General features: G+C 65.4%; 16 protein-coding genes. 8 read left to right on the forward strand and 8 right to left on the reverse strand.

Annotation, left to right across the window (positions count from 1 at the left end; all coding sequences use genetic code 11):
- Positions 1-22: 22 nt before the first annotated feature.
- The 4 genes from ACTWPV_RS43610 to ACTWPV_RS43625 form a co-directional block, all read right to left on the reverse strand.
- On the reverse strand, positions 23-928 hold the full coding sequence (locus tag ACTWPV_RS43610; RefSeq protein WP_443156286.1) for a hypothetical protein: 906 nt from the start codon (positions 926-928) through the stop codon (positions 23-25).
- 44 nt (positions 929-972) lie between these two features.
- Complete coding sequence (locus tag ACTWPV_RS43615) at positions 973-1,392, reverse strand: type II toxin-antitoxin system VapC family toxin (protein ID WP_443156327.1); 420 nt, start codon at positions 1,390-1,392, stop codon at positions 973-975.
- Complete coding sequence (locus ACTWPV_RS43620) at positions 1,385-1,639, reverse strand: hypothetical protein (protein WP_443156287.1); 255 nt, start codon at positions 1,637-1,639, stop codon at positions 1,385-1,387. Before ACTWPV_RS43620 ends, ACTWPV_RS43615 begins: the two co-directional genes overlap by 8 nt.
- 99 nt (positions 1,640-1,738) lie before the next feature.
- Positions 1,739-3,190: an acetyl-CoA synthetase gene (locus tag ACTWPV_RS43625; protein ID WP_443156288.1), complete on the reverse strand. Its 1,452-nt coding sequence runs from the start codon at positions 3,188-3,190 to the stop codon at positions 1,739-1,741.
- Between the two features lie 284 nt (positions 3,191-3,474).
- Between ACTWPV_RS43625 and ACTWPV_RS43630 the strand changes: the two genes are divergently transcribed.
- The 4 genes from ACTWPV_RS43630 (at position 3,475) to ACTWPV_RS43645 (ending at position 7,211) form a co-directional block, all read left to right on the forward strand.
- Positions 3,475-4,599 carry a trypsin-like serine peptidase gene (locus ACTWPV_RS43630; RefSeq protein WP_443156289.1) on the forward strand — a complete coding sequence of 375 codons (1,125 nt, stop codon included), beginning with the start codon at positions 3,475-3,477 and terminating at the stop codon, positions 4,597-4,599.
- Between the two features lie 337 nt (positions 4,600-4,936).
- On the forward strand, positions 4,937-6,046 hold the full coding sequence (locus tag ACTWPV_RS43635) for a trypsin-like serine peptidase (protein ID WP_443156290.1): 1,110 nt from the start codon (positions 4,937-4,939) through the stop codon (positions 6,044-6,046).
- Between the two features lie 139 nt (positions 6,047-6,185).
- Positions 6,186-6,647, forward strand: a complete 462-nt coding sequence (locus tag ACTWPV_RS43640) for a helix-turn-helix domain-containing protein (protein ID WP_443156291.1) — start codon at positions 6,186-6,188, stop codon at positions 6,645-6,647.
- 12 nt (positions 6,648-6,659) lie between these two features.
- The gene (locus ACTWPV_RS43645; protein ID WP_443156292.1) at positions 6,660-7,211 is read left to right on the forward strand and encodes a PIN domain-containing protein; all 552 of its coding nucleotides are present in this window, start codon (positions 6,660-6,662) and stop codon (positions 7,209-7,211) included.
- Positions 7,212-7,278: 67 nt separating this feature from the next.
- Here the strand turns inward: ACTWPV_RS43645 and ACTWPV_RS43650 are convergent, their stop codons facing one another.
- The 4 genes from ACTWPV_RS43650 to ACTWPV_RS43665 all read right to left on the reverse strand — a co-directional run bounded on the left by ACTWPV_RS43650 (position 7,279) and on the right by ACTWPV_RS43665 (position 19,532).
- A complete protein-coding gene (locus ACTWPV_RS43650) occupies positions 7,279-9,324 on the reverse strand; it encodes a sugar transferase (RefSeq protein ID WP_443156293.1) in 2,046 nt (681 codons plus the stop codon).
- Between the two features lie 60 nt (positions 9,325-9,384).
- Positions 9,385-10,449, reverse strand: a complete 1,065-nt coding sequence (locus ACTWPV_RS43655; protein ID WP_443156294.1) for a DUF418 domain-containing protein — start codon at positions 10,447-10,449, stop codon at positions 9,385-9,387.
- Positions 10,450-11,592: 1,143 nt separating this feature from the next.
- Positions 11,593-11,961: a hypothetical protein gene (locus ACTWPV_RS43660; protein WP_443156295.1), complete on the reverse strand. Its 369-nt coding sequence runs from the start codon at positions 11,959-11,961 to the stop codon at positions 11,593-11,595.
- A gap of 200 nt (positions 11,962-12,161) precedes the next feature.
- The gene (locus ACTWPV_RS43665; RefSeq protein WP_443156296.1) at positions 12,162-19,532 is read right to left on the reverse strand and encodes a LamG-like jellyroll fold domain-containing protein; all 7,371 of its coding nucleotides are present in this window, start codon (positions 19,530-19,532) and stop codon (positions 12,162-12,164) included.
- A 763-nt stretch (positions 19,533-20,295) separates the two neighbouring features.
- Between ACTWPV_RS43665 and ACTWPV_RS43670 the strand changes: the two genes are divergently transcribed.
- The 4 genes from ACTWPV_RS43670 to ACTWPV_RS43685 all read left to right on the forward strand — a co-directional run bounded on the left by ACTWPV_RS43670 (position 20,296) and on the right by ACTWPV_RS43685 (position 26,352).
- Positions 20,296-20,730 (forward strand): transposase, encoded by a 435-nt coding sequence (locus tag ACTWPV_RS43670; protein WP_443156297.1) that lies wholly within the window; start codon positions 20,296-20,298, stop codon positions 20,728-20,730.
- A gap of 452 nt (positions 20,731-21,182) precedes the next feature.
- Positions 21,183-22,712 carry a trypsin-like serine peptidase gene (locus tag ACTWPV_RS43675; protein WP_443156298.1) on the forward strand — a complete coding sequence of 510 codons (1,530 nt, stop codon included), beginning with the start codon at positions 21,183-21,185 and terminating at the stop codon, positions 22,710-22,712.
- 433 nt (positions 22,713-23,145) lie between these two features.
- A complete protein-coding gene (locus tag ACTWPV_RS43680) occupies positions 23,146-24,678 on the forward strand; it encodes a trypsin-like serine peptidase (RefSeq protein WP_443156299.1) in 1,533 nt (510 codons plus the stop codon).
- A gap of 174 nt (positions 24,679-24,852) precedes the next feature.
- Positions 24,853-26,352 carry a hypothetical protein gene (locus ACTWPV_RS43685; RefSeq protein ID WP_443156300.1) on the forward strand — a complete coding sequence of 500 codons (1,500 nt, stop codon included), beginning with the start codon at positions 24,853-24,855 and terminating at the stop codon, positions 26,350-26,352.
- Positions 26,353-26,380 lie beyond the last annotated feature (28 nt).

Genomic DNA, 26,380 nt, shown 5'->3' on the forward strand with positions numbered 1-26,380 from the left:
CTGCCGCCGCGCGTCGCACGTCCTACTCGAACGCGATCCGGATGCCCTTGATGGCCTGGTCGCGGAATGTGGAAGGGCCGGTGACGGTGACCTGCACCCCGCCGCGGCACGCCGAGTCGACGGGCCGCCCGCGCCCGTCGATGACGTCGGGGATCGCGGTGGTGCTCCTGCAGCCGGGCGCCGGCGCCAGCACCACCATCGTCCCCGCCCCGCCGCCGAACCACAGTTGCGGCCCCACCGGCTCTCCCCGCACGGTGTCTCCCGGTTCGGCGAGCCGCACGCCGTCTGCCGAGCGGCCGGCCGACAACACCAGGTAGCCGCCCTTCGTCACCTTGCCGCGGAGTCCTTCGGCGAGCGCCGTGCGCTGCTCGAACGACAGCCCTCTCCCCCGGTCGTACATCGCCAGCCGCCACGGCCCGAACGCGAACATCAGCACCTGCCCGTAGCCGCCGCTGCCCGCCTGGCGCGGCCAGAGCGTGACGTTGGGGGCGTAGTTCCTGATCGGCTCGCCGCCCTGGGTGATCTGCGTCTCGCCGCCGTACGGGGCGACGAACTGGCGGTAGTTTCCCTCCACCCAGGCGCCCTGGAACGGTCGCACGCCCATCTCGGCGAGGCCGAGGTCGGCCGGATAGCGCACCTCGGCGCGCGCCCCGTGCGGGAACACCACGTCGATGACCTCGTCGCCGCCCTTCTCCGTCGCCTGGGCGTGCAGGACGTTGGGCGGGTTGTCGATCGTCCGTAAGGACCTGATGGGCTCGGGGACCGGCTGCGGCAGCACGGCCTCACCTTCGGGACCGCGCTCGGGCTCCCGGCTGACGAGCAGGCTGACAGCAGGGACCAGCAGGAGCGCCAGCACCACCGCCAGCCCGATCCAGCGGCGACGTCCGCGCTCGCCGCCTGACTCGATGACGTCGAACCGGTCAGCCACGACGTTCCTCGCCGAGTAGCCTGGCTTACGCCCTTTCCTCCAGTTCAGTTGAGGGGGGACCGCCAGCGCAAGCCCTCGAACCTGGCGAAATCCTTGTCGCAGGTCACGAATTCACAACCGTGCTCGATGGCGAGCGCCGCGAGGTAGGCGTCGGGGACCAGCTTGCCCGACGCCCCTGCCTCCCGGCACAGCCTGACGAAGATCTCCCAGTGCCGGGGACCGGCATGGACCACGACCGCATGCGGCTGGTGACGCACGATGTCGGCGAACTTTCGCGCGTCTTCGAACGAGGTGGCGCCCGGGACGCGCTTGTTGGTCACCACACGGATGAAGCCGTTGAGCGCGAAGTCGCTGACGGCGTAGGCCTCGTCGCCGTGCAGGATGTCCGCGAGCATGGCATGGCACTGCTCGTGGTGCTCTGCGTCACGCCGCTGCGCGTTGAAGAAGACATTGGTGTCAAGCATCCGCACGGTCGGCCCCCAGTGCACGCTCGATGTCCTCCTGCTCCAGGATCTCCTTGATCTCGGCCCAGGTCAGCTTCGGACCGGATGCCGCCCCGGAGACCGGGAGGGTGATCCGGGGGCGCTCCGCCACTTCCGTGGAGCGGTTGATGAGTTGCCGCAAGGCGTCCTCCATCACTGAGTTGAGACTGCGTCCGTTTCTCGCCGCGTATGCCTTCGCCTCGTTGAGGAGCGTCTCGTCGATGCGCACCGTGGTCCTCCGCATGACTCCAGCGTGGGCGAGTGACATAAAAATGTCAACAGCAGATGGTAGTCGAGCGGTCACAGTCTTTGCATCCACTTCAGAGGATCACCAGGTCGCCACGTTCACCTCACCGTCGTGGGCCACCCGCACCACCTGCCCGACCAGCTCGCGCGACTCGGCGTCGGCCAGCAGCTCGTCCCGCGCCACGACCGCGTACGCCCGCCCGCCGGAGGGCACGTCCACCACGAGCACCCCCCGTTCGGGCGCGCCGTCCCGCCCGTGCGCCACCGTGTACCCGGCGACGACCGCCTCCCCCGAGAAGGCCGGCACGATCGGCGCCTCCTCGGCCACGAACACGGGCGCGGCCGCATCGAGCAGCCCGCCCGGCAGCCCGCCGGGCTCGGTGGACCAGACGGCGTAGGCGTGCTTGGTCAGGTGCATCCCCACCCCGGTCACCAGCCCGTGCCCGGGCTGCGCGCGCAGCAGCCCCGCCATCGTGGCCGTCGAGTGCAGCACGTAGCCGCTGGCCGGCCCGCCCGCGTACGGCAGCCCGCCGGTCACCGTGAGCCCGCGCCGGTCCAGCGGGTCGAGCCCGACGGCGTCACACGCCTGCCGCAGCGCGATCGCGAAGCAGCTGTAGAGGTCGAGGGCGTGCACGTCGTCCGGCCCGAGCCCCGCGCGCTTGAAGGCGGCCTCCGCGGCCCTGCCGATGGCCTCCGAGCGACCGAGCGCGGGCCGCGCCGCCACCTCCCAGGTGTCCTCCGCGTACGCCCACCCACGCAGGTACACGCGCCGGCCGGCGGGCACCCCGAGCCGGTCGGCCAGCCGCGAGCTGGCCAGGACGACGGCGGCCGCCTGGTCCACCTCCATGACGGCGACCGTGTTCCTGGTGTAGGGCCAGCCGACGAAGCGGTTGCCGTGCACCAGCTCGCCGGGGGTGCGCGCGGTCCTGCGCCAGGCGTACGGATTGGCGGCGGCCACCTCGGTCATCGGCGCCATCATGCGCCCTCGCTCGCGCATCTCCTCCTCGATCGTGAGGCCGAGCGCCGCCCGCCGCGCCGTCTCCATGATCGCGTACGTGTGCACCGGCATGAACAGCCCGTGGGCCAGCGCCGCCGGATGCGGCGGCCGCTCCCATCCGTACGGGGGTTTGGGCACGGCCGGATGGCTCCAGGGCACGCTCTCGCCCGCCTGCCGGTACGCCCGGCGCGTCGCCAGCGCCTCAGCCCCGGCGACCAGCGCCGAGTCGATCTCCCCTGCCGCGATCCTCGCGGCGGCCTCGCCGATGAGCAGGTGCGGAGCCGTACCGCTGACCTTGGAGTAGGCGCGGTGGCGCGGCACGGCGCCGAGGCGCTCGGCGAGGCGGCCCACCGGGGAGTCGTACTGCCAGGAGTCGGTGTGGACGAGCTGGATCGAGTCGAGCCGCCCGGCGGTGAGGCGGGCGTCGGCGGTGGCCGCGCGCGCCACCTCCTCCCACAGGTCGAGCGGCTCCGGGCCGGGCTGCTCGCGAACGGTGCGTTGTGCGATGCCAATGAGGCAGGGCGTGCGAGGATCCATGAAACCATCTAACCAGAATAATATTCGGTTGATAAGCAGTGGTGTCTGATAAAGCGAGTTACCACTGTTGCCGGAGAAGAAATACCGGCACCCTCCACCTGCGGAAATGCCGATCAGGAATACATGCGATCTCGCTATTTCTATAACGGAACGGAACCGGGCCATGCTTTTTCCCGTCGTTTTCTGGCCGCCGGTCCGGCCATTCATTAACGTTCCGAACGTTTTCCTGGCCCACCCGGGGCGCAGCACCCCGCTCTGGGCCGCCGAAAGCCGAAAGGAGCTCCATGAATTCCCGAGCAAGGCGCGTCGCGATCCCGCTGGCCGGCCTGGTGGCCGTCGGACTGGCCGCGGGAACGGTCAGCGGCGCCGCGGCCGGCGCGACGGCACCCTCAGACGTCGTGTCCAAGAACGCGGCCACCCCCGCCGAGCAGGCGATCCAGTTCTGGACGCCGGACCGCGTGAAGCGGGCGACCGACCACGACGACACCATCGACCTGACCACCAAGGGCATCAGGGGCGGCAACAGCACCCCCGACGGCCCCGCCGGATCCGTTCCGCCGATCGGCGGGGAGAAGAAGACGAAGACCAAGAAGAGCAAGCAGGTCAACCTGCCGAACACCGTCGGACGCGTGTTCTTCACGCTGCCCAAGGCCGACCCGCGCAACCCGAAGAACTGGCGTTACTGCTCGGCCAGTTCGGTGCAGGGCAAGTACCGCAACCTCGTGGCGACCTCCGCCCACTGCGTGTACGACACGAAGAAGAACACCTTCTACGACAACTGGGTCTTCATTCCGTCGTACTGGGACGGCAAGAGCGTCTGGGACGGCAAAGCGCCCTACGGCATCTACGCCGCCAAGACGTTCAACGCGCACGACGATTTCCTGGTGAAGGAGGACTTCGACTACGACTACGCGTTCGTCAACGTCTACAACGGCATCAAGGTCGACTGGGCGAAGGACAGGGGCCGCTGGAGGTGGTCGGTCAAGAACGTCGGCCGCCTCGGCGACAACGTCGGCGGGCAGGGCTTCACCTGGAACCGGAGCACGAAGGCGACCGTGTTCTCCTTCGGCTACCCGGCCGGCGAGCACCCTGACGGCGACAAGCCGTTCAGCGGGCGCACGATGAAGTGGTGCTACGGCAAGACCAAGCCGATGCCCGAGGCCAAGAAGTACAACCTGCAGGAGCACGTCGGCCTCAAGTGCTCCTTCACCGCCGGAGCGAGCGGCGGGCCGCTCCTCTACTCCTACAAGAGCGCGTCGCGCACCGGCTACCTGATCGGTGTCAACAGCGTCGCGTGGGACACCGACGGCAACGACCGCTACGACCACATCTCGTCGCCGTACTTCAACACCGACACCTACAAGGTCTACAAGGCCGCCGCCAACCGCTGGACCGGCAACATGCCGTGATCGAGCCCGCACCCCAGGCCCCGGTTCCCGGGTGGGATCCGGGGCCTTCCCCTGGCGGCGGAATGGGGCGGGCGGCGACGTGGCGTGCGCCACTCGATCGACCCCGAAAGCCACCTGAATGACGACATTTCCCGACACATCATCAAGTCCGCACACCCATGCTGACCTGGGGAAATGCTGCGATTAATGATCATTTAGAGGTATCCAGAGTGGATGCCTGACACGTTCCTTATAGTGCGAAGTGCACCCTTGATCAGGTAACGAATCTCTATCCTCGCTGCAATACCGTCTGTACATCTGGAAAAATCCCACCTTACGACCCTAAGAAAGGCAAAAGATGATCCCCCGGGCCAGGCACGTCGCGCTCGCTGCACTGAGCAGCGCGCTGCTCGTGCTGTCCGCCCTCACGGGGATCGCCGACGCCACAGCCAACCGCGCCGCCAACAGCAAGGTGTACGCCGTCCCCCTGGCCACGACCCAGGCTGACGTGAAGAGGGTCGCCGAGCACTGGAAGCCCGACCGGCTCAAGGTGGCCGACAACTACAGCCCGGCCACGCCCGGCGCCAAGGCCGCCCCGACCTCCGAGCCCCAGACCGCCACGGATCAGAGCAACCCCGTCGCCGCCATCAGGCGCACCCTCGCCGCGCAGAGCGTGGCGTCCGCGATGCCGCGCAAGGGCAAGACGGCCACCACCATGGGCAAGGTCTATTTCCGCTTCGGCGACAAGGAGTACTGGTGCTCGGCCAGCGCCGTCGCCGCCCGCAACCGCAGCGTCGTCGCCACGGCCGCCCACTGCGCGTACGACTCGCGCCAGGCCAGGGCCGCCGACTCCTGGATCTTCGTCCCCAACCCCGGCCCCAACGGCGAGGCATCCCAGGGCATCTACGTCGGCGCCGCCATCAGCATGCACGAAGACTGGTCGGGCAAGGGCGACTACGACTACGACTACGCCTTCGTGACCGTGCACCGCGGCTTCACCTGGACGAAGAAGAACAACTCCTACGCCATGAAGGACATCGGCCGGCTCCAGGACAACGTCGGCGGACAGGGACTCGACCTCAACAAGAAGCCGTCCACCTACTCGGCGTTCTCGTTCGGCTACCCGGCGGGCCCCCAACCCGACAGGAGCAACCCGTTCAACGGCAAGAAGCTGCGTAGCTGCGAGAGAGGCACCACCCTGTGGGCAGCCGTGGCCCCCGCCTTCGACCTGCAGAAGGGCGTACAGCTCCAGCCGTGCGACTTCAGCCACGGCGCGAGCGGCGGACCCTGGCTGATCGGGTGGAACGAGAACCGCGGGCTCGGCACCCTGGTCGGGGTCAACAGCCTCACCTGGAACCGGGACGCCCAGGGCTGGTACGACGCCGTGTCGTCACCGTACTTCGACACCACCACGGGCGAGGTCTACCGGCACGCCGCCTCCGTACGCACGATCTCCAAAGTCGCCTGATCCCAGGCACCCGCTCCATCCACCCCTTGCCCGCCTACCGGCGGATGCGCTCTGCGACTTGCGCTCACCCTCGCGGATGGCGCTAGATGTTCGTTTCGTTCGTTTCTTGGTAGGGTGGAGATGAGTGTGAGGAGGCCCCATGACGACTGAGCTTGCCGAGCGGACGGTCCTACCGCCGGGAGTCCCTCTCGATCAATTGGCCGACGCGATCAGGCATTCGTCCAGCGGCCATGCGGAGTTGGTAGGAGCGGGGGGAGAGCGAATCGTCCTACCTGACGAGGTGTTCGAGGTGCTCCAGTTGGTGGTGCTGGCGATGGCCGCTGGGCAGGCGGTGACGATCGCCCCTCACCACCAGACGATGACCACCCAGGAAGCAGCTGACCTGCTAGGCGTGAGCCGCCCTACGGTGGTCCGGCTACTGGAACGCGGTGAGATTCCCTTCGAGCAGCCCGGGCGTCATCGTAGGCTTCTGCTCCGCGATGTGCTGGCCTACCAGGAGCGCCGCCGTCATCAACGCCAGGCATCCCTGGACCGGATGGTAGAGATCTCCGAAGAAGCCGATCTGTACGAGGTTACGGCCGACCCACGTAAGACCAGATGACCGGAGGGCAGGATGACCTTCAGTGTCATACTCGACACGTGCGTTTTGTATCCGGCCTATCTGCGAGACACGCTGCTCCGCCTGGCAGAGACAGGTCTGTTCCGACCTCTGTGGTCAAGCGGCATTCTTGACGAACTAGACCGCAACCTCATCGAGGCCGGCATACCAGCCCAGACCGTCAGTCGACTCGTGGCCGAGATGAGGTTCGCATTCGACGACGCCGAAGTAATCGGCTACAAGCCACTTATCGCCACGATGACCTGTGACGACAAGGACCGCCACGTGCTGGCCGCCGCAGTCTCCGCGCAGGCGAACGCTGTGGTGACTTTCAATGTCAAGGATTTCCCTGCACACGCCCGCGAGCCATACGACATCGAACTACTCACTCCCGACACTTTCCTGCTCGGCCTGTTGGACGCGATGCCTCGGATCGTCCTGCGAACGCTGCGCGAGCAGGCCGATAGTTACAAGCGCGACCCCAGGACCGTACTTGGCCTCATGACCGCGCTGGAGCGGACAGGCCTGTCGGGGTTCGCTGGTGAAGTGAGACGACAACTCGGGTAACTATCCCGCCGCCTCCCTGACACCGCCCCGAGCGGTTCCGCTTCGCATATGGGCACGCGAAACGGGCTCAGCCCTTCCCTCCCCCCGTCACCGCGGAGCCCCAGGCTTTCATCATCTTCCCGAATTCCTTGCGGAAATGCTCCCGGTCGATCGTCTCATTGGCGTGCTGGAAATACCAGTTGTCCAGCCTCCCTCGTAGCTGGTTGAACTGCGGGGAAGCTGCCTCATAGCCGAAGTATTCCTTGTAGTACCCGAAGTGGCTCCACATCCCCGGAGTGACCGCCTTTTTGCCGGTCGTCCACGTGTGGTTGACCTCCGGACTCAGATCGCGCGCCATTTCTCGATGTGTCGCCTCCACCAGGCCGCGGGGGTCGATGAACGACATCCTCCCCATGGCGACCTGCGGCAACTGCAGGAGTTCGTCCCAACCGGCCTCTCGCATGGTTTTGCCGAAGTCTGTGATCCGGGTATCTGCGGATCCCAGGCTGGAATCCATGCCATCGGCGCTCTTCATCGAGCGGAATTTCCACATGTTGAAAAGTTCGCCATCTTTGCCGAGCCGTTGCTGCGTCATGAAGGGACTCTTGCCATCCTCGAGGAATTTCACCAACGCCGTGAAGCCGGCCACGGGCGCGGCGAGCGGCATGAACGCCATGGACCATTTGAACTCCATCCACCTCTTCTCGGGGCTGCGCAGCCACGGAATCCCCTTCTTGGGGAAGGGCTCCCGTGGCAGGCGCAGCGCCAGCTCGGGAGACACACGCTGCCGGCCGGCCATGAATGTCTTGCCGGCCAGTTCCGCGCCGGTGCCGAGGAGGGCCATCCCGAAGCCGGCCTGTGCGGCGTGCTTCCAGTCCCAGCCGTACCCGCTCGCCCATCCGGCCGTCGCCAGGGCGCCGGTGCTCACCGTTCCCCCGACGAGGAGGCGGGAGAGGACCCGTTCCCAACCCGGCTTCTCCATCGCCGCGGCCAGGCCGGTCAGCAGCGGGCCGCCCCTGCGCAGAAGCGAGGGCAGGGCGCCGTGCGCGCCGCCCATGAGGCCGCCGGCGACCGCCCCGTGCCATGTCGTCTGGAGCAGCTGCTTCAGGTCGACGTCACCGGTGGCGAACAGCTGGTCGATCACGTTCAGCCCGCCGGCGAAGGCCATGCCCAGCACCGCCTCGCGAATGATCCGCAAGGTGATCTGCAGGGCCATCCCCTCCAGCCGGATGGCCCTCGCCGCCGCGGCGTTGAGGTAGGGGTTGATGACGATCGCCACGTACACCAAGGTCACCACGTAGGCGGCGGCCACCCAGTAGTGCCACTGCGCCTTGGAGATCGCGTCCATCCCCGTCCGGCAGTACTCGGCGAGCTCATCCGACTGCCGTTTCAGCTCCTCCAGCAGCCTTTTCTCGCCGGTGAGCATCTTCACGGCCTTCTTGAACTCGTCCGTGTTCGGCCCGTCCCCGGACGTGATCACCCGCCCCGCGTGCTCATCGACCTCCTCCGCCACCCGCTCGACGACGCGGCCGATCCTCAGCGCGGCCTCGCGCAGCACGTTCACCTTGCCGATGTCGCCGTCAGGGTAGGCGCACCCGAAACCCATGGCCTGCAAGAACCATGCCGCCTGCTGCACGAAACCGGGCGGCGGGACCGTCGAGGGCAGCCTGCCGCCCTCGATCGCCGGCCGATACTCCTCGATCTCCTCCAACGCCGCAGATGGCGGGGACTGCGAGGACCTCCGTCCGGTCAGGACATCCATGGTCGCGCTGTTCGCGCCGCAGTAGACGATGCCGACGTTGACCATTCCGGCTCCCATGCCCTGGAGCAGGTTCACCGTACCGACCAGGTTCTCCAACAGGGCGTCGCGCAGCCCCACGAAACCCGGCGCCTTCCGCGCCCGATCGCCCTCGTACAGGGCCCGGCCCAGATCGTCACTTCCGAACGGCCGCTCGCCCATCGCGTCGCAGAACTCGTCCACACCGATCCGCAGGTCGCGCACCGCGTCCTGGACGCCACCTCCCGCTCCCATCCAGAGTTTGGCAGAGAATGCGGTTTCCAGCATGATTGCGACCCCAGCAAGCGTTAACGACGATCGGTTGATCTTGTCGCGAAGACTGTCAAGAGTGTACAAGGATTACCGAACGGTGCGATTCGGATACAGATCCCCTCGCATGGGGCGACGAGCGTGCACTCAGCCTTTCCGCGATCGGGCCCAGGTGGCCCAGCGCCAGAGCCATTCGAGCGGGCCCTGGCGGTAGCGGCGCAGCCACAGGGCGGACAGCAGCCACTGGGCCGCGAGGATGGCCCCCGCGGTCAGGAACGCGACGTGCAAGGACTGGCCGACAGGCAGGCCGAGGATGCGACTGGCCGCCAGGACGAGCAGTGTGGCGGTCAGGTAGTTGGTCAGGGCCATCCGGCCCAGCGGCGCGAAGACGGCCCGCAACACCGGCCGCAGGGGCGTTCCGAGCAGGACCAGCAGGGCGCACACGACGACGCCGGCGATCAGCAGGTCGGCCAGGCTGGACGGGAACGACGGCTGCATCGGGTCAGCCCCAGTCTTCACCTGAGCGTGCACCCACAGGGCAGCGGCCGCCCCCGCCGCGAAGACCACCCCCACCAGGAGCGGCCCTCGAACGGAACGCTCGATCCGGTCGACCACCCCGTACCGGACCAGTGCCGAGCCGAGGAGGAACAACCCGGCGATCAGCAGCGGCCCTCCCCCGCCGGACAGCGCCACCGGAACGAGCACGGCGGCGAGGCCGGCCACGACCCAACGCGGCAGCCAGGACGAGGGCAGCAGCACCAGCAGGCCGACCACCGCGTACTTGGTCAAGATCTCCCCCGGCCACAACACCATGTGCGCGAGCCCGATCGCGAGCAGCGCCACAAGCCGTCGCAGCAGGACCAGCCGCGGGCGGAGGACGCGGTCGGCGGCGGAGTCCAGCAACAGCGTGAACCCGATGCCGAACAGCAGGGAGAAGATCGGTAACCCGAGCCACGGATCCCAGTCGCCCATGGGCTGCGTCACGACGGCGGTGCCGTGATTGGCGATCAACTGGATGTTGGCGAACAGGATCTCGCACAGCGTGAACCCGCGCAGCACGTCGAGCGCGATGATCCGGGGCCGGCCGGAGGAGGAGAGCGCGGCTGTCGGCTGCTGGCCGGACGCGGGCGCGACGGTAGAGGAATTGGCGTCGTGCGGAAGACACTGACCGGGATGGCCGGTCGGTTCTCGGGGGAACTCTTCGCGAGGCATGAAACCGAATACAACAGGGACGCCCGCGGGGACGGTATCGGTCGAAAGCAGGGTCAGCGGCATCCGTGATCGTACTTTTGACCGGTTCACCGGCGAGGTTGCGCAGACGGTGGCGACGTCTATGGTCGGCCAGTCCCAGTTCTTGCCCGATGCTGGTGCCATGATCCAGATTCCGCCACGCACGGCCACCGACGCCTACCTCTCCAGAAGGGGTGGGCTGACACGTCTCGGCATCGTCTTCGACGTCGATCCCGGGGAACTGGTGGAAGGCCACCACGTGGTCGCCCGCGGGCTGCAGTTGAGGGAGCCCGGCGGCGTGCTGCACTACGAGTTCGTGCCCGGACTACGGCAACAGGAGGAAGAAGCCTCGCACGCCTGGCTATCCAGATCTGCCGTTGTCTACTCTCGGATTAGGGGATCCAGCGTGCCATTGTCAGGCAGAAGTGGGCAGCGGAGAGCTCCTCCGATGGCGTTCACCAGGAAGTCTACGACACCGCCATTGTGCCGCTACAAGAAACTTCCGTCAGATATAGCTGCCTCTAGATTGGCATATCTTCCTATCAGCTGTTTATAGTCTGTGGGCTAGCCAAGCCTAGAACTCGTTCTATTAATCCCAGTCGTTGTGTGGAGCAGCTTTCCGGGAGCGCCGATCAGACTTTCCAGGTCAGCAGGTACAGCCATCGCCAGCCTCTTCAACCAGAGGCTCAACCCTCACTCTTATCCGCATAGAAGAGCACCCATCTACCACTGTTGGATACCGCGCCAACGCCTAGTCGCCGCCACGTCGAACACCAAGTGATGGTACGTCGATCGACGTTCGTCTCGTGCATGCGGGCACCGAGCATGTCATAAATAAAGCGGCCTAGGGGGTGCGTGCGCGTCGCTAACAGTAACTTGACTTGGGATTCGGTCGGACGTTGAGTAACACATCGGTTAGCCGCATCTCGTGGACGCTCTTGTGGCTTGCCAGCTTCTGGAGAACAGAGGGATGCGCAGTGACGACAAGCCCTTCTATCAAGCCCGCTCGAGAGTGGGCGCGTAAGATGTCGAGGCTGAGTCCGAAAATTGACGTACGCGGATCGCCACCTTTCGAGTAGTTGAGCAATCACCGCGCACTTCAGCTCAGCATATGCGAAGCCTCGTTCACCCGTCGGTTCGCTGTGCGCTGAGAACCACGAACGCCTCTGATCCCGGAAGGGCACGTGCACCCTCGATTGCCTTGATCACCTGAGAACCAAGCTCACCCGATTCCAAGACGAAAGAAGTATCGCTGAATGTCACAAGTACATCATTCCACTTACTGGACTCCATTTGCTCCCACGAGCCGTCTTCGCGAGCACTGCTCACCCAACCACGACGGCGAAGAGAACTGCTCGCCTTACTAAGAGATTCTTCGACACTTTCGCCCCTTACATCGACCACTAGAACCGTTTGGATAACAGTCAATCCATCCCAGTAATAATTGTCCTCTGCTTCCGCAATCACCTTGCCGATGCTGCGCATGTCGTCCACGACTCCACGATCCACGCGGAGCTCTCTGGATAGGAACTCTGAGCGGCAGCCAGCCAGCGAGAGAAGTATGATCAGGGACAGCACAGCCGCAGGGCCACGCCGCCAGAACAAAGACCTATCATTGGAGATCCACACCATTGCAGGAATCACCGCCTCCTGTTGGCCGGCTTGCCGGGTGAAGCTACATATGCGGGCCATTATCACCCGCAGCGCTGCGCAACGCATCGCCAATATTCATCCACGATCCTATACGCTTCACCACGCATGAACTTCCGACGAGCCGCTGCGCTATCGTTCGGAGCCTTGCCGCCTAGCAGATAGATCCGTTGCACCGATCCCTTACCCGAGCATCCACAATACGCCAGCGTGGCCTCCCAGTCGTTGATACGACGCATCCCTCCATTGCCATCGGGCACAAGTATAGTGGACATCAGGTATCTCATGCGCGCCGCAGCCAATCGTATGGCCATTTTGTGATCATTGACCAGGAGGCTCGCGGTCGCAACCCTACTTTTAGCAATTCGACTCAGACGCTTATCGTCGCCATAATATTTCTCGAGCAATCTCATTGCCCTATATATCTCCAGCTGAGATATACCGACGGATAACGTATCCGTAAAATAGCTACCCATACCGACGATGTTTCCACCTATACCAGTCGTCGGTTCCCTGTGCATATTCTCGTAGATCAGGACGGCCGCCAAGGCATTGCGGTCAACCTTGTGTTCTTTCGCGGCGGCACGGATAGCCTTACTGTACTTCACAAGCATGGCGTACTTGTCGTAGTAAGGAAATGGATTGCTACCTTGCTGCCCGGCAGCATACATTGGAGCGGCTGTAGATGCCTTGGCAGCAATTAGGCTACCCCAATCGCCCAGCCTCCAATCAGTCTGGTTTTTCTTGGCTGCATCTTCCATCGCCTTCCAGCTGTCCAAACCGCCCACCGCCACCCAGTTGAAGGCAAGTTCCTTATCGGTCAACTCCGGCGACCACCGCTTCATATAATTTATCTGGACTTTTTTGCTGGCAAACCAGAAGTTGGGCTGGTCGACTTCCCTTCCATCTGGACGAATCTTGTAGCCTTGGCGTTTGATCTCATCATCGCCGAGAAGCTGCCACTTATTCATCTCCCACCAGAAATCAGCCCACCACTCGGGATCTGCGCCGACGTCGATCTGTACGCTGGCGCAGTTTCCGTACGTGTCGCATGCAATGGCTCCGCCGCCGAAGTCACCCCTAGATGTACAGCTGCCGACACACAGCGCGCTTGCTGCCCCTCCGTAGACAATGCCGCTCTGGGCATAAATATCGGTGGCTGATTGGTAGCCGATGTCTGGTGTGTAGTGCCCGCTCCCGGTGCTGACGGTGTTGTGGCCGGTGGGGTCGGTGCCGGTGAGTGGTGAGGCGTTGGCGTAGGTGTAGCGGTTGGTCTGGATCGAGGGGTTCGGGTCCAGGGTCATGGTGTCGCGGCTGGTGAAGGTTGCGGTGCCGGGTTGGTACCAGCGGGCGTGCATGTTGACCTTGCCGGTGTCGGGGTCGGTGTATTCGCCCTGGTAGCCGAGGTTGGTTGTGGTTCCGGTCTGGGCGGTGACGGCGCCGAAGGGGTCGTAGGCGGTGGAGGTCTGCAGGGTGGTGGTGTAGGTGGCCACGAGGTCGCCGTGCAGGTCGGTGAACGCCGCCGCGGCTGCGCTGGTGCCTTCGGTGAGTCCGAGCAGGGCGCCGCCGGCGTCGCGGGCGTAGCGTGCCTGGACGGCGCCGCTGCTGTCGGTGATGGCGGCCAGGTCGTTGCCGAGCCCTGTATAGGCGAAGGTCTGCTTGGTGGTGCCGCGGATCCGGCTGGTGAGGCGGTCGAGGGCGTCGTAGGCGTAGACGCTGTCGCCGTCGGCGATGAGCCGGTCGAAGGCGTCGAAGGTGTAGCCGGTGGTGGTGCCGGCCTTGGTCTCGGTGGCCAGGGTGCCGCGCGGGGTGTAGGTGTAGGTGCTTCCGTCACCGGTCAGCAGCCGGTTGCGTTCGTCGTAGGTGAAGGTCTTGTCGCCGGCCTTGGTGCGGTTGCCGGCGGCGTCCCACTCATAAGCGGTGGTGGCGCCGTCGGGGGCGGTCCAGGAGGTGAGGCGTCCGGCGTGGTCGTAGGCGTAGGTGTTGGTGCCTGCCCCTGCCGTGCCCGCGGTGGTCTTGGTGGTGAGGTTGTCGTCGGCGTCCCAGCCGTAGGTGATTTTCGCTAGCTGGGTGCCGGAGCCGTTCTCGAGCGTCTGACCGGTGAGGCAGTCCATGGGGTCGTAGTCGAAGGTCTGGGTGCTGGCCTGGCCGCTGGTGGCGGTGACGGTCTTCAGGCGGCTGGCCTGGTCGTAGCCGTAGGTGAGGGTGCGGTTGGTGACCGGGTCGGTGGCGGTCTTCAGGCGGCTGGCGTTGTCCCAGGTGAAGGTGGCGGTGCCGGCGGCGTCGATGCGCTGGGTGGGGTTGCCCAGCGCATCGTAGCTGTAGGCGGTCTCCTGGGTGCTGCCGCGCGTCACCGTCAACGGCAGGTCGCGGTCGTTGTAGTCGACGGTCAGGTTCCCGGCGGTGGTCATGCGGTTGGCCAGGTCGTAGCCGAAGCTGCGCTCAGCGGTGGCGGCGCCGCCGCCCGCGCCGTTCTCTTTGGTGAGGCGGCCGAGGTGGTCGAAGGTGCGGTCGATGCGGACGCCGCCGGGCTGGAGGGTGGCGACCGGGTTGCCGGCCGCGTCGTAGAGGTGGGTCCAGGTGCGGTCGGCCGCGTCCGGGTGGGCCGCGGTGGCCGGTTCGGTCACCGATTCGGCCAAACCGAGGCTGTTGTAGGTGGTCCAGGTGGCGTTGCCCCGCCCGTCGGTGAGCCGGGTACGGGCGCCGCTCGCGTCGTAGCCGAAACTCGTGGTGATCGACTCCTCCTCCGAGACCGGCTCGACGAGCTCGGTGGGACGTCCCAGGGCGTCGAACCTCTGCTGGGTGACGTGCCCCTCGGGGGAGGTGACGTTGGTCTGGTTGCCTGCGGCGTCGTAGCCGAAACGGTAGGTGCGCAGCACGTCGCCGCTGCCGTCGAGGTCTTTGGCGGCGATCTGCCGGCCGGCCAGGTCATAGTCGGCGGTGGTGGCGTTGCCGTTGGGGTCGGTGGTCTTGATCAGGCGTCCGGCCAGGTCGTAGGCCATGCTGGTCGTGTTGTTGTTCGGGTCGGTCACGGAGGTGACCTCACCGGCCGCGTTCACCCCGTAAGAGGTGACCTTGCCGCCCGGGGCGGTCTGCTTGACCAGCCGGCCGGCGTCGTCGTACTCCATGGTGGTGGTGTAGGACGCCGTGGACGGCTTGCGCTCGATCTGCGTGGCGGTGATCTGCCGGCCGAGGTCGTCGTAGGTCGCCCCGGTACGCGCCCCGGTCGGGTCGACCGTGGCGAGCTTCTCCCCGGCCATGTCGTACTCCGTCACCCACGTCCCACCCTGCTGCCCATCCGGGGCGGGGTCGGTGACACGCACCTGACGACCGAGCCTGTCGTACTCGAAGGTGGTCGTGTGGCCGCGCGGGTCGGTGGTGGAGGTGAGCTGGCCGGCCGCATCGTAGGTGAGCGAGGTGGCCGGGGTGAGCGCGGTGCCGCCGGGCGGGGTGTAGCTGGGCGCCTTCTGGCTGGTCAGCCGGCCGGCCTTGTCGAAGACCGAGGTGACGGTACGGCCCTCGGCGTCCGTCTCGTGCGTCTTGGCGCCGAGCACGTCATAGCCGAACCGCACCGTGGGGCGCGCGTCGCCGGCCGTGCCAGCCTTCTCGACCTTGACCTGGGGGCCGGTGGTTTCTGTGAGGCGGCCGAGCGCGTCGTAGCGCATCTCGGTGGTGTACGCGTCCTTGTCGGCGCCGGCCACATTGCCGCGCGGCTCGGTCGTGGCGACGGCCAGACCGCGGTCGTCATAGTCGACGGTGGTGACGAGGTCCTCCTCGCCGTTCTCGACGGTCGTCCTGGTGGGGAGGTTCGTCGTGGTGTAGGCCTGTTCGGTGACCTCGATGCGGTCGCTTTCGGCGCTGGTGCGGGTGGTCTTGATGATGTTGCCGTTGGCGTCGTAGGTGAACGCGGTCCTGCGGTCCAGCCTGCCCGGGTCGAACGTCTGCGAGGTCAGGAACCCGGCCGCGTCGTAGACGTACTCGGTCGTCGCCTCCTTCTCGCCGCCGGTCACCAGCTTGATCTGGTTGCCCGCCGCATCGTAGGTGTGCTTCTCCAGCACGACGTCCCGTGCGGTCGCGGAGCCGTTCAGCTTCACGTTGTCGGCGATCTTCTTGGCGAGCAGGTTGTCGCCGAAGTACTCGAAAGAGGTTTTGCGGCCCATCGCGTCCGACTGGGCCACCAGGCGGCCCGCCGCGTCATAGCCGAACGACGCCAGCACCTTGTCCGTGGCGGGTTGCGGGTCGACCGGGCTGCCGGTCCAGCCCTTCAACGTCTGGGTGACCAGCTCGCCGCGCTCGCTGTAGGCGTGCTCGACCACCGCGCCCCTGGCGTCCGTCACCGTGGCCAACCTGCCGATGGTGTTCCAGCTCTGGCGCACCACACCGCCCTCAGGGTCGGTGATCGTCTCCACCCTGCCATGATCGTCGTAGGTGTAGACGGTCGCGCGCTCGGCGTCGCCGCCGGTCAGGTCGCTGACGGTCTCCCGCAGCTTCGCGCCGTCCGGGTCATAGGCGTACGTGGTGCGCCTGGTGTGCGTGACACCGGACACCTCGTTCTCCACGCCCGGCTCGGTCTGCGTCGCCGGGCGGCCCAGCACGTCGTAGGTGAGGACGGTCTTCACCCCGTCGGGATGGGCTTGGGACACTTGCGAGCTCTCGCGGAGCCGGCCTAACGCGTCGTAGGCCAGCTCGACCTTCAGTCCTTCGGGGTCCCGTTGCTCGGCCAGGTCACCGGCCGCGGTGTAGCGGTAGGTCCACGTGTTGCCCCTGGGATCGGTCTGGGAGGCGACCAGCCCGGCCGGGGTGGTGCCGCCGCCGACAGCCGGCTCCGTGCCATCGGTGTAGGAGGTCGTGACCGAGCGGCCGTCGGGAAAGCCGGACGTGGCGGGGGTGGTCTGCTTGGTCTGCTCGCCGTACTGGTTGTACTCCCACGTTGTCGCGTAGGTGTCGCTCTCCAGGTCCGGCGAGCGGGCATCCCGATGGACGACCATCTTGCCGTTACGCGGGTCGAACTCGTCATCCTCGTTGACGTGATAGTCGGCGTAGCCGTATTGGCAACTGGAGTCCGTACGACATGACTTGCCGCGGATAGGGTTCCCGCGTTTGTCGTTCCACCAGCGGACAACGTTGCCGTTGCGGTCGATCCTCTTAGCCGGGTAACCGCCGGTGTCGTACTCGTAGCTCGTCTTGAACTGGAGCTGGTCGATCTCGTACACCAGTCGATCAGCACGTCCCCGGTCGTAGCCGTAGGTCTGCTTGCCATCACGCGGATCGATCACCTCGACCGTGTTGACCTGCTCGACCCAGTCCATGTCGGGCTTGCCGACCTTCCACGTGCCTCCGTGCCTGTCGACGTGTGTCAGGAGGCGGTCTGTCGCGGTGTCGTAGGTGTTCTCGGCCCAGATCCGGCCGGACGGCAGCGTGACCTGCGTCAGCTTGTTGCTGACCTTAGCCCGGGCGGCCCAGTGCGCCTGAATCGTGGCCTGCGACAATGGCTTGCCGTAGACCGCGAACTCGTCGATCGTGCCGTTGAACGCGAAAGCGCCGGAAGCCGCCGGGCCTCCCGGAATGTTCGACCAGGAGTTGGCACGGTAGCCGCTGCCGACGAACGCACGTGCACGGTAATTCGCCACGGTCGTTCCGCTCAGCTCACCGGCGAGTTCACCGTCGAGATAGAGCTGCTGCTGCTCACCCGCCACCGTGAGCACGACATGATGCCACTGACCATCGTTGACCGGAGCGGCCGACGTGATCGGGGTGAACCCAGAGCCCGACAGCTCGCCCAACTGGCCCCGCAACCGCCCGTCCGTACCGACATACAGAATGGGTTCCGTGCCGCCGAACTGGTGGCCGAGCTGATCAGCGGAGAGCACGACCCCGTGCTGCGTGGTCTTGATCCAGCCTTCGATCGAGACTTCGTTCCGCAGGCGATCCAGCATGTTGAAGGGAAGTTCCATGGTGGACTTCGTGAAGCCCGCGGCGGTGTCGCTGCTTGCCTCCAGCGCTCCCGGCTGGCCCACGGTGACGCCGGAATAGATGCCCGTGCCGCCCTCACTGCCGAGGTTGGCCGCGGGCTCGTCCTCCGCGTCGCCCAAGCGCCAATAGCCCACCGGCTCGGCGTCGAGAACGACGCCCTGGTACCGAGAGCCCTGCCCATAGGTGTAGGTCGTGCAGTTCGGCGCGGCCGCCGGCGAGCACACCGACGCCAGATTGTCGCCCGTATAGCTATAGGTCCACGTCAGCGCTTTGCCATCCACCTCGTCAGTCGACACGGTGGCCACGCGGGACCCGTTCCAGGTGAAATGCAGCGCCCGGCCGCCAACTCCCATCACCGAGCTGAACGTGCCACCGTCTCCGTACGACAGTGTCTGCGCCCGGCCACGCCTGTCCGTGATCTTCAGCAGCCGTCCCGACGCGTTGAAGTGATAGGAGGTGGAGGAGGTGTCCATCAGGCGCCATCCGCCGCCCTCCACCTCCACCAGCACGTCCTTCATCCCCGGCGGCGACTGGTACGTGCCGTCACCCTTGGCGGCGAACCGCACCCGCCGACCACTCGGATAGCTCACCAACAGGCTCGTCGTCGACGTTCCGGACAGCTCCGCTACGACCTTCATGTCCCACGGCGACGACCAACCGGCGCCGAAAATGCCGTCCGTGCGCGCATCCTGGCTGTTGTACGTCCGCACCACCGACAAGGGCGGACCCGCCGCCGCCACCTGCGCGTCCACAGCGCTCGTGGTGTAATTCCCGGCGATAGGCGAGAACTCTGGGCCCTCGCTCGCGCGCTCACCCAAACGGGCACTGTTCAACGGCTGACGCGCACCTGTAACGACCAGCTGCCTGTCGCTGACGGCGGAATCACTACTCTCCGGATCCACGACGCGAACCCACCACTCGTACGGCTGCCCCCATTCCAACGTGTCCTCAGGCACCCGCCAACTACTCACACCCGACTGAACGCTGGACTGCCAGCACTCCGGCGTCGGGACCGGCTCACCCGGGTCAGGAAACTCGTCCTCGTCCTCCTCCGGCTTCTCGCAGATGTTGAACCTAAAGCTCAGATCCGCCTCCGTCCCACCGCCCAAACTGGTCGCGCGCACAGTCAGCAGCGGAGTCGTGCTGACCAACGACCCCGTCTCGGGATACACGTGGTTGATCGCCGGAGCCGCGGCCGGCAAAGCCTGCCGATCCCTCTGTTCTACGCGCTCGACACCGGGCGGCAACTCGGACTGCTCCACCTCCAGCGCCTCGCCACGCCTGTCCAAAGGAAGGGCTCCCGGCACTCGAGGGTCCCCTTCAGACGTCCGCCCGCCCGCGACCGATGTGGTGGTCACGAGACTGGGCACGACCCCCGAAGAACCCAACTGCTGCTTGGGGAGGACAAGATCCCCCTGGCCGGCGGCAACCTTGCTGGCCATCTCCGTTTGTGGCGAGAGTGGGGTGACCGTAAAGGAGAGTAAGCCAGGTAGTGCGGCGGCAATGATGGCCAGAGCTGGTCTAGACAAAGAGGCATGCGAAACAGCCGGCGCATACGCCGTCACACTCCGAACCACGCGGGGCGCCCTTCGGGCACCGGACGAAGCTCCATCCCACCCGGCAGAGGCTGAGCACTCTGACAGTGCAGCTCGGAGCGTGTTACCAAACGGGCAAAGCATAAAATGCCCATAAACTAACAACAAGATCAAATTAGTGATGCTTGCGTAGCATTCTGTGACGCTCCGGTCAGATTGCAGCTCAAAGGCTGAAATAACACTTCGCCGGAGCAGGATTCCAGCGGATAGACTCGGCCTTGAGCTTGGGCCGCTGCCAGACGGACTCTATGACGAGGCTTGCGTCCAGCCATACGCCGCCAGAAGTGCCGCCTCAAAGACGCGACAGACTCCCCGCCCGATGACGCCAGGGGACTGGAGTCCGATAGAACAAGTCCCTCCTCGTGATAGTCGACGAGATCACCAACCGTTTGCTGCAAGGCAAGGGCTCATGCGCCATGGTGGGCGCTACCACGCCCTCGGGCCCGCCGGGCAGGGCGGAACGTCGGCGTTGCCGCCCCATGTGCGTCCCACAGGCCGAGAATGTAGCGAAGCACCTGCTTCGAACCCGAACGGCAGCATCGGCCAGGGCATTAGGAAGATCTTCCTTGGTTCCACTGACAGAGCGTGTTTGCCTTGTCACTATGGGCGCATGCGTCGTGGTGATCTGACGAACGCCGAATGGGAACGGCTGGCGCCGCTGCTACCCCCGGAAGAGCTGCTACCCCTTGACGACAGACGCGGGCGTCCGCGGACCGGCCATCGGGCGGCGATCAACGGGATGCTCTACCAGGCCCGCACCGGGGAGCACTGGCGAGATCTGCCACAGCGGTTCGGATGCTGGGTCGCCATATACAAGCGTCACCGGCGCTGGGCGACGGACGGGACCTGGCAACAGTTGTTGTCCGCGATCGAAGTCGTTCAGGGCACGAGCGCCCGGACGCCCAGCGACGCCTCGAGCCGTCGCCCCAAGCTGCGCGCCGTCCCGCCGCCGGCGCCTCGGCGCAAGAGACCGACTCCGAGCGATCCGGTGCTGGCGCGGCTCCGCGCCCACCTGGCGGAGGTCGTCGGCCGAAGGACCGTATAGGTCGCGCACGGCGGGCAGGCCACACCTCCATAGAGGGGAACTCGTCTCGTTGCGCGGGCAACGAAATCCCGACAAACGGGGCCAATGCGGATGCATTGGGCCAGAACCTGAAGATCACCTGAGAGGAGGTAAGCATCTTAGACGGGGCATCCCCCCGATCTGGTTCCTGTGATCTGAGTCACGTTTTGCCGGCTACAGTACGTGTCAGGGCACTAACGGAACTTTCGTTCCAGCAGCAACATGTCACCCATACCCTGCAAAGACGTAACCTCTCGGTCACCATACGCGAAGATCTCTGACTGATAACAGCCCGGTAACGGCGGCAAGGGTGCCTTCCGGATGTTCCAAACCGGGTTCCACCTGCGGAGATCACCACGCTATGTTCCTTGCTATCCCTTTACTGACGCATGGGACGCACGTTGCGACCCACGACAGAGCAAGGAGCAGTTCCCTTGAAGCGCATTCTCATCCCCGCCGGCGGTGCCGTTCTCGCCACCGGTCTTCTCGCCGCCGGCCTCGCCGGTACGGCCCAGGCCGACAGCGACGTCGCCAAGGACAACATGGCGACCAGCGCGGCCAACGCGAAGGCCATCGCGAACTTCTGGGCGGAGAACAACGGCGCTGCCCTTAAGGCCGCCAAGCAGTCCGACGTCTGGACCAAGTCCGACGTCGCCAAGCTGCAGAGCAAGGGCGGCTACAGCTCGGACACCAAGCCGGGTTCGACCGCTCCGATCGGCCAGGAGAAGAAGTCCTCGTCGAAGACGCAGAACGTCAACTTCCCGAAGACCATCGGTAAGGTGTTCTTCGTCAACAGCAAGGGCGAGAAGAAGTGGTGCTCCGCCACTTCGATCCAGTCGAAGTACCGCAACCTGGTCGCCACGGCCGGTCACTGCGTGTACGACACCGCGACCAACTCCGCCACCATGGACAAGTGGGTCTTCGTCCCGGGTTACTACCAGGGCAAGTCCCCGTGGGGCATCTACGTCGGCAAGACCGCCTTCACCCACTACGACTTCGACGTGTACGAGGACTACGACCGCGACTACGCGTTCGTCACCGTGTACAACGGTGTCAAGCTGGACGCGAGCAAGTCCAAGAACGTGTCCAAGGCAGAGTGGGACAAGTACGAGGGCATCAAGGATGCCAAGGACGTCGAGGTCAGCCGGGAGGAGTTCCGCAAGGGCAAGCTCGACCCGAATACCTCTGACTACTACTGGCGACAGAAGGGCAGCAAGGCCGAGCTCACCGGCCCTGACTACCCTGGCGCCGAGGTGTCCAAGGTCGAGGTTTCCCAGGAGCGCTACAAGGCCGCCCGGGTCGGCAAGGGCAACGGTCGCAAGTTCGGCGAGCCCATCGTCGAGAACGTGACCTACAACGAGGCCGCCGCCTACCTGAAGAACCAGAAGGAGAACCCGAGCAAGTTCCCGGGCACCGTCAAGCTGGACCGCCGTGGCAACTCCACGATCACGCACTACTACGTGCAGGCGTGGTACAAGCCCGGTACGGACGCCAAGTTCTTCAAGACCGTCTTCTACATCATCGAGGACTTCGCCAAGGACGCGGGTCGTCTCGGTGACAACGTCGGCGGTCAGGGCTTCGCGTGGAACCAGCCCACCGGCAAGGCCGTCCGCGTGTTCGGCTACCCGGCCGCTCCTCACCCTGACGGCAACAAGGCCTACACCGGCATTACTCCGAAGTGGTGCTACGGCAAGACCACGAAGAAGCTGGTCGGCTCCGCTGCCAAGAAGATCGAGGAGCACGTCGCCCTCAAGTGCGCCATGACCGAGGGCGCCGACGGTGGCCCGTGGCTGTACAAGTACAGCAACGCCAAGCGTCTCGGCTACGTGAACGGTGTCATCAGCACCTTCAACGACCAGGACGGCAACGGCCGCGTTGACTACATCTCGTCGCCGTACTTCGACGGCGAGACCAACACCGTCTACAAGGCCGCTGCGGCCTCGTGGTCCGGCAAGGTCGTCTAAGTAACCCATAGCGACCGGCCATAAACCGTTCGTCAGGCGTTACAAGCGAAGGGCTCGGCATCTGCCGAGCCCTTCTGCTTTTCCGGCACAGAAGTGAAGGCGTTTGGACGCATGGGACCGCGAGATGGTGCCATACATGCGTTGTGATCTGTGTCACACAGGCCCGGCGGCCTTGATCCGTGCGGCCCTCACGCCTCGCTGGTCACCCTGACAACGCACTCATGTTGATCAGGGCAAACGACAACAACATGAGCTTCGCTCAGCTCCTGCGACTCAGCCAGTTAAACATCACGAAACGATCACGCCCGACTTGTCGCAGCTTTTCCTGGCAAAGCGGCTACCGGTCACCAAGATCGACACTGTATGTTCCTGGCTATCCCTTTACTGACGCATGGGACGCAAGAGGCGTTCCACGACAGCGCAAGGAGTCATTGTGAAGCGCATCCTCATCCCGGCTGGTGGCGTGGTTCTGGCCACCGGTCTTCTGGCTGCCGGCCTGGCCGGCACCGCTCAGGCCGCCGACCAGACCGTCGCCAGCGACGCTCTGGCGGCGAACGCTCAGAAGGCGGCCGAGACGCTCGAGTTCTGGACCAAGTCCAACAACGCTGCCCTCAAGGGTGCCGTGGCGTTCAGCCCCGACTCCCTCGAGGTCAAGAAGATCCAGAGCAGCGGCGGTTATTCCGCGGACACCAAGCCCGGTTCGACCGCGCCGATCGGCGAGGAGAAGAAGTCCTCCTCCAAGACCCAGAACGTCAACTTCCCGAAGTCCATCGGTAAGGTGTTCTTCGAGGGTCGCGACGGCAAGCTGTACTGGTGCTCGGGCACCTCGATCCAGTCGAAGTACCGCAACCTGGTCGCCACGGCCGGTCACTGCGTGTACGACATCAAGGCCAACCAGGAGACCGTGTCTCGCTGGGTCTTCGTCCCCGGTTACTACCAGGGCAAGGCTCCTTGGGGCGTCTACGTGGGTAAGCAGGCCTTCACCCACTACGACTTCGACGTGTACGAGGACTTCGACCGCGACTACGCGTTCGTCACCGTCTACGACGGCATCGGCGGCACGCTGAACAAGCCGAAGCAGGTCACCAAGGCCGAGTTCGACGCCTACAAGGGCGAGAAGGAGGCCAAGGACGTCGAGGTCAGCAGGGAAGAGTTCCGCAAGGGCAAGCTCGACCCGAAGACCTCTGACTACTACTGGCGTCAGAAGGGCACCGACGCCGAGCTCACCGGCCCCGACTACCCTGGCGCGGAAGTTGCCAAGGTCGAGGTCAGCGAGGCTCGGTACAAGGCCGCCCCGGTCGGCAAGGGCAACAACCGCAAGTTCGGCGAGCCCATCGTCGAGAACGTGACCTACAACGAGGCCTTCGCCTACCTGCAGAACCAGAAGAAGGACCCGGGCAAGTTCCCCGGCACCGTCAAGCTGGACCGCCGTGGCAACTCCACGATCACGCACTACTACGTGCAGGCGTGGTACAAGCCCGGTGCGGAGAAGAAGTACTTCCGCACTGACTTCTTCATCATCGTTCACGAGGTGAAGAGCGTCGGCAAGCTCGGCGACAACGTCGGCGGCCAGGGCTTCGCGTGGAACCAGGCGCCCGGCCAGACGGTCCGGACCTTCGGTTACCCGCAGGGCGCGCACCCCGACGGCAACAAGGCCTACACGGGCGTTACGCCGAAGTGGTGCTACGGCAAGACCAGCAAGAACAGCTACAAGATCGCCCAGTACCGGGTCGAGGAGCAGGTGGCGCTGAAGTGCGCCGTCACCGGTGGCTACGCCGGTGGCCCGTGGCTGGCCAAGTACAGCAACGCGAAGCGTCTCGGCTACGTGAACGGTGTCACCAGCCTGATCGTCGACAGCGACGACAACAAGCGCTACGACACCATCACCTCGGCGTACTTCGACGGTGAGGCCAACACGGTCTACAAGGCCGCTGCGGCCGCGTGGTCCGGCAAGCTCATCCCGTAGTGAGCTGCGGTACCTGAGCGAGGACTTGTCTTCGTTCACCAGCACGACCAGAGGGCTCGGCATCCAGCCGGGCCCTTTGCCCTTTATTAGCGTGAAAACCGTGATTCCCCTTACAAGAGTGACTCAAGGGTCGATAGGGTTCTTACGCCCGTTTTGACAACTGTGGAGCCTCCCGTGAAGCGCCTGCTCATCCCCCTAGCCGCCGCCGGCCTGAGCGCCGTGACCCTTGCCGCGCCCGCCAGCGCCCAGCCGCACTGGGCGTCCGACGACCTCCAGCCCAAGCCCGCCGACGCCTACGGCGCCGCCTTCTTCTGGCTCGACTCCAACGGAGCCGCGCTGAAGAAGGCCACCCAGTACACCCTGGACACCAAGTCCGTGCCGAAGATGGTGACGTCGGGCGGCAGCGGCACCACGGACAACGGCAAGCCCGGGAGCACCGCCCCCACCGGCACGACCAAGAGTTCCGCCAAGGTCTCGAACGTCAACCTGCCCAAGACCGTCGGGAAGGTCTTCTTCCTCGACAAGGCCGGCCGCTACCGCTGGTGCACGGCCACGTCCATCCAGTCCAGGAACCGCAACCTGGTCGCCACCGCCGGGCACTGCGTGTTCGAGAACGGCAAGGACGACGTCTACGACAAGTGGATCTTCGTCCCGGGCTACTACCAGGGCAAGGCTCCCTGGGGCGTCTACGTCGGCGCGTACGCCTACACGGCGTACGACCTGGACACCTACGACGACTACGACGGCGACTACGCCTTCGTCGCCGTGCACAACGGCTTCTCCCTGGGCCCGGACAAGGCCGTCTCCTTCAAGGAGTTCAAGGCCTGGGCCGGCGACAAGTGGGTCAAGCCGCGCGAGATCAGCCGCGAGGAGTACCTCAAGTGCGTGCTGAACCTCGGCGAGTGCTGGTCCGAGGGCAAGACCACGCCCGCCGACCTGGTCGGCCCCGACTACCCCGGCGCCGTCCTCGAGAAGGTCGAGGTCAGCGCGGCCAAGTACAAGGCCGCCAGGGTCGGCAAGGGCCAGGGCTTCAAGTTCGGTGAGCCCGTCGTCGAGCACGTCACCAAGCCCAAGTGGGCCGCCTACAACGGCCCCGGCGACAAGGGCAAGGGCCCCGACGCCCTCGGCAACTACAAGATCACCCACTACTACGTGCAGAAGTGGGTCAAGCCCGGCACGTCCCGTAAGTACTACGAGGCGCAGTTCATCATCGGCATCGCCAGGGACATGGGCCGGCTCGGCGACACCGTCGGCGGTCAGGGCTTCTCCTGGAACCAGCCGCTGAACCAGAAGGTCATGGCCTTCGGCTACCCCTCCGCCCCGCACCCCGACGGCGACAAGCCCTTCACGGGTGTGACGCCGAAGCACTGCTACGGCAAGACCGGCACCAAGACGACCCAGGTCAACATGTTCAGGGTCGACACGCACCAGACGCTCAAGTGCTCGATGACCCCCGGCGCCGATGGCGGCCCGTGGCTCATGAAGTACAGCAACGCCAAGCGCGTGGGCTACGTCAACGGCGTGACGAGCATGTTCCACGACACCGACAAGAACGGCCGGATCGACCACATCAGCTCGGCCCTCTTCGACAGCGAGACGGCCGACGTGTACAACAAGGCCAACTACGCGACCACCAAGAAGATCGTCGGCCCGAACGGCGAGCTTCTCAAGTAAGAGGTCCAGCGCGACGGCCCGGATCGCC

It is taken from the genome of Nonomuraea sp. KM88, assembly GCF_052245635.1.
Classification (GTDB): domain Bacteria; phylum Actinomycetota; class Actinomycetes; order Streptosporangiales; family Streptosporangiaceae; genus Nonomuraea.